This window comes from Xylophilus ampelinus, from assembly GCF_003217575.1.
GTDB classification, from domain to species: domain Bacteria; phylum Pseudomonadota; class Gammaproteobacteria; order Burkholderiales; family Burkholderiaceae_C; genus Xylophilus; species Xylophilus ampelinus.
In genome coordinates this window covers 70,697-82,732 of record NZ_QJTC01000005.1, presented here as the reverse complement: position 1 = coordinate 82,732, position 12,036 = coordinate 70,697, and the positions used below count along the sequence as shown (strand labels likewise).

Sequence of the window (12,036 nt, the reverse complement as noted above, 5' to 3'; positions counted from 1 at the left end):
CGCTTACTCGAAGACGTCGGCGTCACGAAACGCCTGTGCCGCCGCGTCCTTGCCGGAAAGCTGCGCCTGACAACCCTGCAAAGGCCACGGGATCGCGAGCTTCGGGTCGTTCCAGGCGATGCAGCGCTCGAATTCCGGCGCGTAGTAGTCGGTCGTCTTGTAGAGGAAATCCGCCGATTCGCTGGTTACCAGAAACCCGTGCGCGAAGCCTGGCGGCACCCACATCTGACGCTGGTTCTCTTCGCTCAACTGCACGCCGACCCACTGGCCGAAGGTCTTCGACTGCTTGCGGATGTCCACCGCCACGTCGTACACCGCGCCGCGCACCACGCGCACCAGTTTGCCTTGCGCCTGGCGAAGCTGGTAGTGCAGGCCGCGCAGAACGCCTTGCGCACTGCGACTGTGGTTGTCCTGTACGAACGAGACGGTGTGCCCGACCGCGGCTTCGAATGCCCGGTGGTTGAAGCTCTCGAAGAAAAAACCCCGCGAATCGCCGAAAACTTTCGGCTCCAGAATCAGGACTTCGGGGATGGACGTGGCGATGACCTTCATTTGACGATTTTTTCCTTCAGCAAGCGCAGCATGTATTGGCCGTAGCCGTTCTTTGTGAGCGGTTGAGCCAGTCGCTCGAATTGTTCGGCCGTGATGAAGCCGTTGCGCCAGGCGATCTCCTCGGGGCACGCGATCTTCTGTCCCTGGCGCTGTTCCAGGGTAGCGATGAACTGGCCAGCCTCCAACAGGCTCTCGTGGGTGCCGGTGTCGAGCCAGGCATAGCCGCGCTGCATGATCTGAACCTTGAGCGCCTGGTTCTCGAGGTAGTGCTGGTTGACGGCCGTGATCTCCAGCTCGCCGCGGGCACTCGGCTTGACCGTCTTGGCCACATCCACCACCTGGTTGTCGTAGAAATAAAGGCCGGTCACCGCGTATTGGCTCTTGGGCTTGGCCGGCTTTTCCTCGATGCTGGTCGCGCGGCCGTCCGCGTCGAAATCCACCACGCCGTAACGCTCGGGGTCCTGCACGTGGTATGCGAAGACCGTGGCCCCCGTCCGCCGGGCGTCGGCATCTTCCAGCAGCACCTGGAAATCGTGTCCGTGGAAGATGTTGTCGCCCAGGACCAGCGCGCTCGGCGCGCCGGCCAGGAACTGCTCGCCTATGACGAAGGCCTGCGCCAGACCGTCCGGGCTGGGCTGTACCGCGTACTGCAGGTTGAGACCCCACTGGGCGCCATCGCCCAGCAGTTGCTGGAAGCGCGGCGTGTCCTGCGGCGTGCTGATAACCAGGATGTCACGGATGCCCGCCAGCATCAGCGTGCTCAACGGGTAATAGATCATCGGCTTGTCGTAGACCGGCAGCAGCTGCTTGCTGATCGCCAGTGTGGCGGGGTGCAGCCGGGTGCCTGAGCCACCGGCCAGCACGATGCCTTTGCGTTGTGTCGTCATCGGTTCGGAGTCTCCAGAATCTCGGCCAGCATCCGGTCGACGCCGGCTTGCCATGCAGGCAGCCTCAGTTGGAAAGCCTGCTGCAGCCGGGTGGTATCCATGCGGGAGTTCGCAGGGCGACGGGCAGGCGTCGGAAACGCGCTGGTCGGCACCGCCGCGATGTCGTGGGCGGCCAGCGGCATATCGGGCTGCAGCACTCGGGCCTGCGCGATCACGTGAGAAGCGTAGCCGTGCCACGTCGTCTCGCCGCCTGCTACGAGGTGGTAGAGCCCGGCGGGAGCGCCATGGTATTCGACTCCGCGGATCGCATGCGCCGTCACGTCCGCGATCAGGTCGGCGCCGGTAGGAGCGCCCCACTGGTCGTCAATGACCGTCAGCCGCTCCCGGTCGCGGGCGAGCCGCAGCATGGTCCTGGCGAAGTTGCCGCCCCGCGCGGCATACACCCAACTGGTACGAAAGATCATGTGACGGCAACCGCTGGCCTGGATGCGCTGCTCGCCCTCCAGCTTGGTGCTGCCATAGACCGACAGGGGACCGGTCGTGTCCGCTTCCGACCAGGGCCGGGTACCGCCTCCGTCGAAAACATAGTCGGTGCTGTAATGCACCAGCAGCGCGCCGAGGCGTGCCGCCTCTTCTGCCAGCACGCCCGGCGCCTCGGCATTGATGCGATGCGCACGCTCCGCTTCGCTCTCCGCCTTGTCGACGGCGGTATGGGCGGCCGCGCTCACGATCACATCGGGCCGTACCGCGCGCACCGCTTCTGCCAGCGTGTCCGGATTCTCGAGGTCCACCGCGCTACGCGGCAGCGTCGTCACCTCGCCCAACGTCGCCAGGCTACGCTGCAGCTCCCAACCGACCTGGCCCGTGCCGCCCAGCAGCAGGATGCGCATCACGCGGGCACCACCGCCGGTGCGTACTGCCGCGCGACCCAGTCGCGGTAGGCGCCGGTCTGCACATCCGCCACCCACTGCGCATGGTTCAGGTACCACTGCACCGTCTTGCGGATGCCGGTGTCGAAGGTTTCGGCAGGCTTCCAGCCCAGTTCGCGCTCGATCTTGCGGGCGTCGATCGCGTAGCGCCGGTCGTGGCCCGGGCGGTCCTTCACATAGGTGATCTGCTCGGCGTAGGGCTTGCCGTCGGCACGGGGGCGCAATTCGTCCAGCAGCGCGCAGATGGTGCGCACGATCTCGATGTTGGTCTTCTCGTTCCAGCCACCGACGTTGTAGGTTTCGCCCAGCTTTCCGGCCTCCAACACGCAGCGGATCGCGCTGCAATGGTCGCGCACGTAGAGCCAGTCGCGCACCTGCAGGCCGTCGCCGTAGATCGGCAGGGGATTGCCTGCCAATGCGTGGGTGATCACAAGCGGAATCAGCTTCTCCGGAAAGTGGAACGGCCCGTAGTTGTTGCTGCAGTTGGTGGTGAGCACCGGCAGGCCGTAGGTGTGGTGCCACGCGCGGACCAGATGGTCGCTGGCGGCCTTGCTGGCGCTGTACGGGCTGTTGGGCTCGTAGCCGTGGGTTTCGGTGAACGCCGGATCGGCCGCGCCCAGGGTGCCGTACACCTCGTCGGTCGATACGTGCAGCAGGCGGAAGGACGCCGCGTCCGCCGCGTCGAGCGAGGTCCAATAGGCGCGCACCGATTCCAGCAGATGGAAGGTGCCGACCACGTTGGTCTGGATGAAGTCGCCCGGCCCGTGGATCGAACGGTCGACATGGCTTTCGGCCGCGAAGTTCAACACGGCCCGGGGCCGGTGTCGCCGCAGCAGGCCATCCATCCGACCGCGGTCGCCGATATCGCCCTGCACGAAGACGTGCTGCGTCTGTCCTTCGATACCGGCGAGGTTCTGCAGGTTGCCCGCGTAGGTCAGCTTGTCTACATTGACGACGGTCTCGTCGGTCGCATCGACCCAGTCGAGCACAAAGTTCGCACCAATGAAGCCGGCACCGCCGGTCACCAAAATCGTCATGTCGCTAAGTCCTGATGTCTAGGAGTGCGCGTCGGCTCGGTCGCCGCGCGTCAGCCCTTGTCGTGCGGGGGCGATCGCCCTTCGCGTTCCAACTCGAAGATCGCAATGCGCTGGTTGAGCAGACGCAGGCCGCGCTCGATGCGGGTGTTCACCATATCCGTATGCAGTGCCTTGACGAACAACACGATGGAAACACCCAGCAACAGCAGTGCCGGTGGATAGCTGATGCCCACCAGCGCCGCCAGGCGATCGATCAGCCTCGGCCATATGCCCAGCAGCGCCGCACAGCCGGCTACGCCGATCCAGAACAGACCGTGCAACACGTACATATGGTCCCTGCGCACGAGCAGCAGAATGACGGCAGCAAGCCCGACGCCTAACAGGGTTGTCGTGATTTGAAGGCTGCTCATTGGAATGCGAGAGGTAGACGGGTGGATAGCGGACAGCGGATTCGATGCACCTGGAAGCTATCTGCAGAGCGAGGCGCGCGGCGTGCCGGGATTGTAAACACCGCACCGATGCCTACCGGATTGCACGAGACCGGGAAACCCGCCTTTCGCAGCCTCTTCCCGAACCGTCGCGGTTTGCGCTATGGTCGCGCCCTGTGGCGCATGGGCACATCGTTTGCCCGTCCGTGCGCCGCAAGAGGCACGCGATGACGCGGGCCGTACAACACACAAGACTAGGGAAAATTCACATGGTCCGTTCCGAAGACACCGGCAAGCTCGTACTGCGCCTGAGCGTGGGCATTCTCATCCTGCTGCATGGCATCGCCAAAATCGGCGCTGGCGTGGGCGGCATCGCCGGCATGCTGTCGTCGCACGGCCTGCCGGCCGAGCTGGCCTATCTCGTCTACATCGGCGAGGTGGTAGCGCCGCTGCTGCTGATCGTGGGCATCTTCACCCGGCCCGCGGCGTGGATCATCGTGGTGAACATGCTGTTCGCCCTGTTCCTGGCGCACATGAAGGACCTGGGCGCGCTCAACAACATGGGCGGCTGGAAGCTGGAACTGCAGGGCATGTTCCTGTTCGGCGCACTGGCGGTGGCGTTTCTCGGTGCAGGACGCTTCAGCGTTGGTGGCACCGGTGGCAAGCTGAACTGATACCGCACAGCCGCCTCGGCGGGCATCGGAAGATCGGCGCGACTGTCGGCTTTTCGGATGCCATGCCGAGGAGTGGCTCTCACCGCTCCAGCCAGCGGCCGTAGCGCGAGAGGCCGAAGCACATGACCCAGTAGACGGCCGCGAGGAACAGATAGCCCTCGAGATAGAACGGCCGCCACACCGGGTCGCCGCCCAGGGCCAGCCCCAGGGCACCGGTCAGTTCGAACAAACCGACCACCGTGACCAGGGATGTGTCCTTCAAGGTGCCGATCACCGCATTGACGAGCGCCGGCACCACCACGCGCAGCGCTTGCGGCAGCAGCACCGTCCGCTGGACCTGCCAGCGCCGCATGCCCAGCGCGACGGCGGCGTCCACCTGGCCGCGCGGCACCGCCTGCAGGCCGCCCCGGACGATCTCGGCCAGGTAGGCGGCCGTGAAAAGGGCCATGCCGGCCAGCACCCGCAGCAGCACGTCGGGCTGGAACGCCTGCGGCACCAACAGCGGAACCAGGAACGAGGTCATGAACAGCACCGAGATCAGCGGCACGCCGCGGATCAGCTCGATGTAGCTCGCGCACAGAGTGCGCACCACCGGCAACTGCGAGCGCCGGCCCAGCGCCAGAGCCAACCCGATCGGAAACGCCGTGCCCAGCGAGAAAACGGCCAGCGCCACCGTCAGCGGCAGGCCACCCCAGCGCCCGGTCGGCACCACTTCCAGCCCGCCCCATCCGCCGCGCATGAGCAGGGTGAACACCGCGATGCCTACGATCCAGGCCGGCACCAGCTGCCAGCGCCACCACCGGGGCCACGCGCTCGCAGCCAGCAACGCCAACAGCACGGTCAAGGCGGAGGCCGGGCGCCACTGCTGGTCGAACGGATAGCGGCCGAACAGCAAGGACCGCCATTTCTCGACGATCACCCCCCAGCAGGCATGGTGGGTGGCGGCACGGCAGGCCTCGGCATCGGGCCGGAACACCGCGTCCACGCCGCCCCATGCGATCGCCTGCCAGGCGATCCACACCAGGGCGGCGACCAGCCCCAGGGTGCACACGGTGCGTACCGGGCCGCCGAACAGATCGGCTCGCCAGTCGGTCGCCGCGGCCGCCCGCCTCACGACCACCCCCGCAGTGCCACCCGGCGGTTGTAGAGGTTCATGCCTGCCGAAATCAACAGCGACAGCAGCAAATACACCGCCATCACCACCGCGATGCATTCGAACGCCCGCCCGGTCGAGTTGAGCGACGTGTTGGAGACCGACACCAGTTCGGGATAGCCCACCGCTACCGCCAGCGACGAGTTCTTGACCAAGCTCAGCAGTTGGTTAGTGAGCGCCGGCACGATGACCCGCAAGGCCTGCGGCAGGACAACCACCTGCAGCTGCTGGAACGGCGTGAACCCCATCGCCCGTGCGGCATCGTTCTGGCCGTCCGACACCGACCCGATCCCGGCCCGGACGATCTCGGCCACGAATGCGGCGGTGTAGAAGCCCAGCGCCCAGACGATCGCCAGGTACTCCGGCGTGAGCGACGCGCCGCCGCTCACGTTGAACACCGTGCGCTCCGGCCATTCGATCGCATGCGGCCACCAACGGCCGGCCTCGGTCACCGGCCAGGGCAGCGACAGGCCGCTCTTGCTGATCCAGATACCGGGCAGCGGCTGCGCCGCATCGCTCGCGTCCGGCAGCAACTGGGTCAGGGCGAAGTACAGCATCAGCAACTGCACCAACAGCGGCACGTTGCGCAGCGCCTCGACATACGCGGTGCCGATACCACGCACCAGCAGATGGGGCGCCAGCCGGCCGATGCCGAGCAGCGTGCCCAGTAACAGCGCCAGCACTGCGGCCGGAACCGCGGCCCGAACCGTGTTGATCAGGCCCGCGAGAAAGGCGCGCCAGAACGGCTGGCCGGCCGAATAGTCGAGCCAGCCCTCGCCCACCTCGAAACCCGCGGGCTGCAATAGGAAATCGAAACCCGACCGGATGCCGCGTGCCCGCAGCACGTCGAACGCATGGCCGACCAGTACGGACACACTGGCCAGCAGCACCGCCAGCAGGAGCAATTGCGCCGTCCAGGCCCACACCGTGGCGCGCGGCATGCGATTCATGCCGAACGCCTCGCCGGGTCCACCGGATGCGATGCGGCCACGGCGCGCCTCGCGTGCATCAGCGCACCGGCAGTGCGTACATCAGCCCGCCCTGGTTCCAGAGCCGGTTCACGCCGCGCGGAAGCTGCAGCACGGATTTCGGGCCCACGTTGCGCTCGAACATCTCGCCGTAGTTGCCGACCGCCTTGATCGCGCGGAAGGCCCAGTCCTTGTCCAGGCCCAGCAGCATGCCGGTGTCTTCGCCGGTGCCCAGGAGCCTCTGGGCGGCCGGGTCATGGCTGCTGGTACGGGCGGCGTCCACGCCGGCCCGGGTCAGCCCCAGCTCCTCGGCCTCGATCAGCGCGTTGGGCACCCACTTCACGATGGTGAACCACTCGTCGTCGCCCCGGCGCACCGCGGGTGCGAGCGGTTCCTTGGAGATCAATTCGGGCAGGATCACATAGTCGTCGGGGTTCTTCGCTTCCTTGTTGCGCAGGCCGGCCAGGGCCGACGCATCGGTTGTGAACACCTGGCAACGGCCGGAGAAGAAGGCCTTGAACGAGGTCTCGAAGTTCTCGAACACCACCGTCTTGACCTTGATGTTCTGGGCGCGGAAATAGTCCGCGACGTTCTTCTCGTTGGTGGTGCCTGACTGGGTGCAGATCTCGGCGCCCTTGAGCTGCCGGGCGCTGGTGATCTTCAGCTTCTTCGGCACCAGGAAACCCTGGCCGTCGTAGTAGGTGATGGTGGTGAACTGCAGGCCCAGCGACGCGTCGCGGGCGAGCGTCCAACTGGTGTTGCGGGCGAGGATGTCGATCTCGCCGGCCTGCAGGGCCGAGAATCGCTGTTGCGCGTTCAGCGGCACGAAATTGACCTTCCTGGCATCGCCCAGCACCGCCGCGGCGACCGCTCGGCAGGTGTCGACGTCGAGGCCAGACCACCCGCCCTTGGAGTCGGGTGCCGAGAAGCCGGCCACGCCGTTGGTCACGCCGCAGTTCACCGTGCCCCGCTGCCTGACGGCGTCCAGCGTCTTGCCTGCATGCGCCGCCGGCGCGGCAAGCACGGCCGCGGTGGCCAGCGCTGACGCGACGAGAGCCTGGCGGAAAAAAGGAATCAGGCGGAAGTGCGGCATGGCGTGTTCTTTCTCCAAGTCGGTCGTGTCGAATGTCAATCGTCGTCGGACGAGTCCAGGCCCGGGAACAGCACCTCGGTGAAGCCGAACCGGCTGAAGTCCCGCACCCGCATCGGATAGAGCTTGCCGACCAGATGGTCGCACTCGTGCTGAACGACACGGGCATGGAAGCCGTCCACCGTGCGGTCGATCGGCCTGCCCTGCGGATCGACACCGGTGTAGCGGATGCGCGACCAGCGGGGCACTACGCCCCGCAGGCCCGGCACCGACAAGCAACCTTCCCATCCGTCCTCCTCGTCAGGGCCGAGCGGCTCGATCGACGGGTTGAGCAGCACCGTTCGGGGCACCACCGGCGCATCGGGATAACGGACGTCGGGTGCATCGGTGCCGAAGATCACCAGTTGCAGATCGACGCCGATCTGAGGTGCCGCCAGCCCGGCGCCTTCGACCGCCTGCATCGTCTCGAACATGTCCCCGATGAGCGTGTCCAGCGCTTCGCTTCCGAAAGCATCGGGCGGTACTGGGGGCGCCACGCGCAGCAGGCGCGGATCGCCCATTTTGAGGATTTCTCGGACGGCCATGGGATGTGGAGGGTGCCACCCGGGCAGGCACCACTCTGTAATCAAAGGTGCCGAGCATAGCCCGACACGGCGAGGTGCGCAGGCACAATGCCGGCACCGGTCGCCCACGGTGGCGGCCTCAGCCGATCGACCCCTGCGCATGGCCCTGCCTTCTTCCGGTTCCCTGCCGACCGCCCCCGTGCGATGGCTGCTCTACGCCATGGCGGTGGTGTGCATCGTGCTGGCGATGATCGGCGTATTGGTGCCGGGCATGCCCAGCACGGTGTTCGTGATCCTGGCGGCATGGGCCGCAGCCCGGAGTTCGCCCGCGCTCCATGATAGGTTGCTGCGCAACCCGCTCTTCGGCCCCCTGCTGCGCGAATGGCAGAGCGGCGGGTGTGTTAGCCGCCGTGCGAAATGGAGCGCGAGCATCGCGATGGGCGCCTGCGCGGTGTTCGTGCTGGGCACGGTACGCAATGTGTGGGTGGCCTCGCTCGCGATCGGCTGTATGGACGGCGTACTCGCCTGGCTCTGGTGCCGGCCCGAACCGCCGCCAGCCGCCCCCCGATAAAACGGCCGGTCAACGCTGTCAGCGGTTGAACGGCACGTCGGCCGCATCGGGCCGCCGGCCATCCGTCGGCGGAATCGCCCTCGCGGGAGGAGCCGGCCGGCCCGGAGGCTGGTTGAATCGGGGAACATCCGCCGCATCGGGCCTGCGGCCGACCGGCGGTGCCATCGCCGGCGGAGCCGGCCGATACTCGCCGGCACGCGGCGGCTGGCCCCGATCGTAGGGACGTCCGCCTCCGTAGCCCGGACGCGGATAGTAGTAGCCGGGGTCGGAGTAGTACCCGCGCGGATAGGCATAGTCGCCACCATAGGCTCCATACCCGCCATAGCCGTAAGCCGGGGGCGGCACCACCACCGTCTCAGTGTAACCCACTCCGCCGTACGGATAGCCGTAGCCGTCGGCCGGTGGCGCCACCACGCACCCTGTCAACGCAGCAGCGATGCCGCAGGCGAGCACGGTGCGGGAAAGAAAAGTACGGTTCATTCGAATCTCCACAAGGCGCGGTGGCACGGCCCGACAAGCCGACCTTCCACGGCAGACCCACGCGCATAAGTAGGCGCAGGCGCTTTTACCGCATCGGCCAGACCGCCATGTCCCATCAAATAGAGCGTATTAGGCATTTCGAAGTACCCGCGAAAGGCGGGAGAGGCCCGACGGCAAGGCGCAGGACGCGCCGCGGTGTGGATACCGCAAGCGGACCGCGACGCGGCAGCCGGGCCTCTGCCCGGCTTTCTCGAAGGGTGGGTCCCGCAAAGCGGGTGCGTCGAAGTGCACAACACGCTCTAGCGCCATCTGCCCCGGCCGTAGCCATAGCCCCCGCCCCGGTAACCGGAGCCGCCCCAGATGCCGATGCCGGGAGTGACGACGACCGGGGCCGGCTGGTAATACGCGGGGCCGCCGTAGTAGCCGACCGGCGCGACGGGCGCCAACACGCAGCCGCTTAGCACACCGGCGGCCGCGGCAAGAAGGAAAACACGTGCAAGGCGAAGCGTTTTCATGAGGTTTCCTGTGAACAATCCAACCCATTCAACGCGCCAGCCTCGTCCCACGTGCGCCCCCCAGGTAGCCCGGCGGTAAAGATCGGTAAGGTCTCGCAGGCCGGCGGACGGTCAGCCGGCGGCGGCCAGCAATGCCTGCATGCCGTCCTCGTCCAGCACCGCGATACCCAACGCCTCGGCCTTGTCCAGCTTGCTGCCGGCTTCCTGGCCGGCCACGACGTAGTCGGTCTTCTTGCTGACCGACCCCGCCACCTTGGCGCCGGCCGCTTCCAGCAATGCCTTGGCGTCTTCCCGGGACAGCGTGGGCAGCGTGCCGGTCAGTACGAAGGTCTTGCCGGCCAGTGGAAGACAGGTGCGCTCGGCCGGCGGGCCTTCCGGCCAGTGGATGCCGCAGGCGCGCAGCTGCTCCACCACCTCGCGGTTGTGGCGCTGGTCGAAGAAGGTACGCAGCGCCAGCGCGACGATCGGGCCGACGTCGTCGACCTCCAGTAATTGCTCGACCGGCGCATCCATGATCGCGTCGAGACTGCCGAAATGCCGCGCCAGATCCTTGGCCGTCGCCTCGCCGATGTGGCGGATGCCGAGGCCGAAAAGAAAGCGCGGCAGCGTGGTGCCCTTGGATTTTTCCAGTGCCTCGACCACGTTCCGGGCCGATTTGTCGGCCATCCGGTCCAGCGCGCCCAAGGTCGTCAGCCCGAGCTTGTAGAGGTCGGGAAGCGTGCGGATCGTGCCGCTTTCGACCAACTGATCGACCAGCTTGTCGCCCAGCCCCTCGATGTCCATCGCGCGGCGCTGGGCGAAATGCAGAATCGCCTCCTTACGCTGCGCGGCGCAGAACAGGCCGCCCGAGCAGCGGTGGTTGACCTCGCCGGGCTCCCGCACCACGTCGCTGCCGCACACCGGGCATTTCTGGGGCATGTGGAAATTGGGCACGTAGGGCCGGCGCGGCCGTACGGTCGCCACGGTGCCCACCACCTCCGGAATCACGTCGCCCGCCCGCCGCACTATGGCGGTGTCGCCCACCCGCACGCCCTTGCGGCGCAATTCGAACAAGTTGTGGAGCGTGGCGTTGGTGACGGTCACCCCGCCGACGAAGACCGGCGCGAGGCGCGCCACCGGCGTCAGCTTGCCGGTGCGGCCCACCTGAACGTCGATGCCGACGACGGCGGTGAGCTGCTCCTGCGCAGGATATTTGTGCGCGACCGCCCAGCGCGGCTCGCGGCTGACGAAGCCCAGCCGCTGCTGCAGCGCCAGCGCATCGACCTTGTAGACCACACCGTCGATGTCGAAGGGCAGCGTGTCGCGCAACGCGCCGATCTTCTGGTGGAAGGCGGCCAGGCCCTCGGCACCCTCGACCACCGCGCGGTGTTTGTCCACCGGAAAGCCGAAGCGCGCGAAGGCCGCGAGCACGCCGTCCTGCGTCGCAGGCTGGTCGGGCCAATCCTGCACCTCGCCCCAGCCGTAGGCGAAGAACGACAGCGGCCTTTTGGCGGCGATGCCCGGATCGAGCTGGCGCACAGCGCCGGCGGCGGCATTGCGCGGGTTGACGAAGGTCTTGTCGCCCGCTTCCCGCTGCCGCTCGTTGAGCTTCTCGAAATCGGGACGGCGCATGTAGACCTCGCCGCGCACCTCCAACACCGCCGGCACGCCGGCCGGCAAACGCAGCGGGATCTGGCGCATCGTGCGGATGTTCTGCGTCACCTCTTCGCCGGTCTCGCCGTCGCCGCGGGTGGCCGCGCGCACCAGCTTGCGGTCTTCGTAGCGCAGGTTCATCGCCAGGCCGTCGAACTTCAGCTCGGCCATGTAGGCGACGGGCGGGTCGTCCTCCTTCAAGCCCAGCTCCTTGCGGATGCGGGCGTCGAAGGCCGCGGCGCCGGTGGCCTCGGTGTCGGTCTCGGTGCGGATGCTGAGCATCGGCACCGCATGCCGGACCGAGGCGAAGGCCCCCAGCGGCGCACCGCCGACCCGCTGCGTCGGCGAATCGGGCGTGACCAGTTCGGGGTGGGCGGTCTCCAGAGCCTGCAGCGCCTGAAACACCCGGTCGTATTCGGCATCGGGCACGGCGGGCGCGTCGAGCACGTAGTACCGGTGCGCCCAGGTGTCGAGTTGCGCCCGCAACGCTTCTATTTCGATAGCAGGATGTCGGCCATCCGCGCCGGCTACAGCCGCTTTTTGTTCGGAAATATCGG

14 protein-coding genes are annotated in these 12,036 nt (G+C 67.1%); 2 read left to right on the top strand and 12 right to left on the bottom strand.

Annotated elements, in window-relative coordinates:
* Nucleotides 1-3: 3 nt before the first annotated feature.
* Genes rfbC through DFQ15_RS05380 form a run of 5 tightly spaced genes read right to left on the bottom strand, consistent with a single transcriptional unit; the run spans nt 4 to nt 3,815 of the window.
* A complete protein-coding gene (gene rfbC, locus DFQ15_RS05400; protein ID WP_110464992.1) occupies nt 4-552 on the bottom strand; it encodes a dTDP-4-dehydrorhamnose 3,5-epimerase in 549 nt (182 codons plus the stop codon).
* The gene (gene rfbA, locus DFQ15_RS05395; protein ID WP_110464991.1) at nt 549-1,439 is read right to left on the bottom strand and encodes a glucose-1-phosphate thymidylyltransferase RfbA; all 891 of its coding nucleotides are present in this window, start codon (nt 1,437-1,439) and stop codon (nt 549-551) included. Before rfbA ends, rfbC begins: the two co-directional genes overlap by 4 nt.
* Nucleotides 1,436-2,329 carry a dTDP-4-dehydrorhamnose reductase gene (gene rfbD / locus DFQ15_RS05390; protein ID WP_110464990.1) on the bottom strand — a complete coding sequence of 298 codons (894 nt, stop codon included), beginning with the start codon at nt 2,327-2,329 and terminating at the stop codon, nt 1,436-1,438. The genes rfbA and rfbD overlap by 4 nt, the downstream gene beginning before the upstream one ends.
* Complete coding sequence (gene rfbB, locus DFQ15_RS05385; RefSeq protein ID WP_110464989.1) at nt 2,329-3,405, bottom strand: dTDP-glucose 4,6-dehydratase; 1,077 nt, start codon at nt 3,403-3,405, stop codon at nt 2,329-2,331. The genes rfbD and rfbB overlap by 1 nt, the downstream gene beginning before the upstream one ends.
* Nucleotides 3,406-3,455: 50 nt before the next feature.
* Nucleotides 3,456-3,815 (bottom strand): DUF2304 domain-containing protein, encoded by a 360-nt coding sequence (locus DFQ15_RS05380; protein WP_110464988.1) that lies wholly within the window; start codon nt 3,813-3,815, stop codon nt 3,456-3,458.
* Nucleotides 3,816-4,102: 287 nt separating this feature from the next.
* Between DFQ15_RS05380 and DFQ15_RS05375 the strand changes: the two genes are divergently transcribed.
* Nucleotides 4,103-4,507, top strand: a complete 405-nt coding sequence (locus tag DFQ15_RS05375) for a DoxX family protein (protein WP_110464987.1) — start codon at nt 4,103-4,105, stop codon at nt 4,505-4,507.
* Between the two features lie 79 nt (nt 4,508-4,586).
* Here the strand turns inward: DFQ15_RS05375 and DFQ15_RS05370 are convergent, their stop codons facing one another.
* Genes DFQ15_RS05370 through DFQ15_RS05355 form a run of 4 tightly spaced genes read right to left on the bottom strand, consistent with a single transcriptional unit; the run spans nt 4,587 to nt 8,302 of the window.
* Nucleotides 4,587-5,621, bottom strand: coding sequence for an amino acid ABC transporter permease (locus DFQ15_RS05370; protein WP_233504286.1), 1,035 nt, complete (start codon nt 5,619-5,621; stop codon nt 4,587-4,589).
* On the bottom strand, nt 5,618-6,610 hold the full coding sequence (locus DFQ15_RS05365) for an ABC transporter permease subunit (protein ID WP_110464985.1): 993 nt from the start codon (nt 6,608-6,610) through the stop codon (nt 5,618-5,620). Before DFQ15_RS05365 ends, DFQ15_RS05370 begins: the two co-directional genes overlap by 4 nt.
* Before the next feature lie 58 nt (nt 6,611-6,668).
* Nucleotides 6,669-7,721 carry an amino acid ABC transporter substrate-binding protein gene (locus DFQ15_RS05360; RefSeq protein WP_374941006.1) on the bottom strand — a complete coding sequence of 351 codons (1,053 nt, stop codon included), beginning with the start codon at nt 7,719-7,721 and terminating at the stop codon, nt 6,669-6,671.
* A 35-nt stretch (nt 7,722-7,756) separates the two neighbouring features.
* Complete coding sequence (locus tag DFQ15_RS05355; protein WP_110464984.1) at nt 7,757-8,302, bottom strand: peptide deformylase; 546 nt, start codon at nt 8,300-8,302, stop codon at nt 7,757-7,759.
* A 139-nt stretch (nt 8,303-8,441) separates the two neighbouring features.
* Here DFQ15_RS05355 and DFQ15_RS05350 point away from each other — a divergent pair, with 139 nt between their 5' ends.
* The gene (locus DFQ15_RS05350; protein ID WP_110464983.1) at nt 8,442-8,852 is read left to right on the top strand and encodes a YbaN family protein; all 411 of its coding nucleotides are present in this window, start codon (nt 8,442-8,444) and stop codon (nt 8,850-8,852) included.
* 18 nt (nt 8,853-8,870) lie between these two features.
* On the opposite strand, the gene DFQ15_RS16980 is transcribed toward DFQ15_RS05350, so the two are convergent.
* From DFQ15_RS16980 to ligA, 3 genes are all read right to left on the bottom strand, one after another.
* On the bottom strand, nt 8,871-9,332 hold the full coding sequence (locus tag DFQ15_RS16980) for a hypothetical protein (RefSeq protein ID WP_146228654.1): 462 nt from the start codon (nt 9,330-9,332) through the stop codon (nt 8,871-8,873).
* Between the two features lie 299 nt (nt 9,333-9,631).
* Nucleotides 9,632-9,847 (bottom strand): hypothetical protein, encoded by a 216-nt coding sequence (locus tag DFQ15_RS05345; RefSeq protein ID WP_110464982.1) that lies wholly within the window; start codon nt 9,845-9,847, stop codon nt 9,632-9,634.
* Between the two features lie 111 nt (nt 9,848-9,958).
* Nucleotides 9,959-12,031 carry an NAD-dependent DNA ligase LigA gene (gene ligA, locus DFQ15_RS05340; protein ID WP_110465037.1) on the bottom strand — a complete coding sequence of 691 codons (2,073 nt, stop codon included), beginning with the start codon at nt 12,029-12,031 and terminating at the stop codon, nt 9,959-9,961.
* Between the last annotated feature and the right edge of the window lie 5 nt (nt 12,032-12,036).

Excerpts from the sequence above, each read along its gene's own strand:
- rfbC (WP_110464992.1), bottom strand. The coding sequence starts at position 552 with ATGAAGGTCATCGCCACGTCCATCCCCGAAGTCCTGATTCTGGAGCCG.
- rfbA (WP_110464991.1), bottom strand. The coding sequence starts at position 1,439 with ATGACGACACAACGCAAAGGCATCGTGCTGGCCGGTGGCTCAGGCACC.
- rfbD (WP_110464990.1), bottom strand. The coding sequence starts at position 2,329 with ATGCGCATCCTGCTGCTGGGCGGCACGGGCCAGGTCGGTTGGGAGCTG.
- rfbB (WP_110464989.1), bottom strand. The coding sequence starts at position 3,405 with ATGACGATTTTGGTGACCGGCGGTGCCGGCTTCATTGGTGCGAACTTT.
- DFQ15_RS05380 (WP_110464988.1), bottom strand. The coding sequence starts at position 3,815 with ATGAGCAGCCTTCAAATCACGACAACCCTGTTAGGCGTCGGGCTTGCT.
- DFQ15_RS05375 (WP_110464987.1), top strand. The coding sequence starts at position 4,103 with ATGGTCCGTTCCGAAGACACCGGCAAGCTCGTACTGCGCCTGAGCGTG.
- DFQ15_RS05365 (WP_110464985.1), bottom strand. The coding sequence starts at position 6,610 with ATGAATCGCATGCCGCGCGCCACGGTGTGGGCCTGGACGGCGCAATTG.
- DFQ15_RS05360 (WP_374941006.1), bottom strand. The coding sequence starts at position 7,721 with ATGCCGCACTTCCGCCTGATTCCTTTTTTCCGCCAGGCTCTCGTCGCG.
- DFQ15_RS05355 (WP_110464984.1), bottom strand. The coding sequence starts at position 8,302 with ATGGCCGTCCGAGAAATCCTCAAAATGGGCGATCCGCGCCTGCTGCGC.
- DFQ15_RS05350 (WP_110464983.1), top strand. The coding sequence starts at position 8,442 with ATGGCCCTGCCTTCTTCCGGTTCCCTGCCGACCGCCCCCGTGCGATGG.
- DFQ15_RS16980 (WP_146228654.1), bottom strand. The coding sequence starts at position 9,332 with ATGAACCGTACTTTTCTTTCCCGCACCGTGCTCGCCTGCGGCATCGCT.
- DFQ15_RS05345 (WP_110464982.1), bottom strand. The coding sequence starts at position 9,847 with ATGAAAACGCTTCGCCTTGCACGTGTTTTCCTTCTTGCCGCGGCCGCC.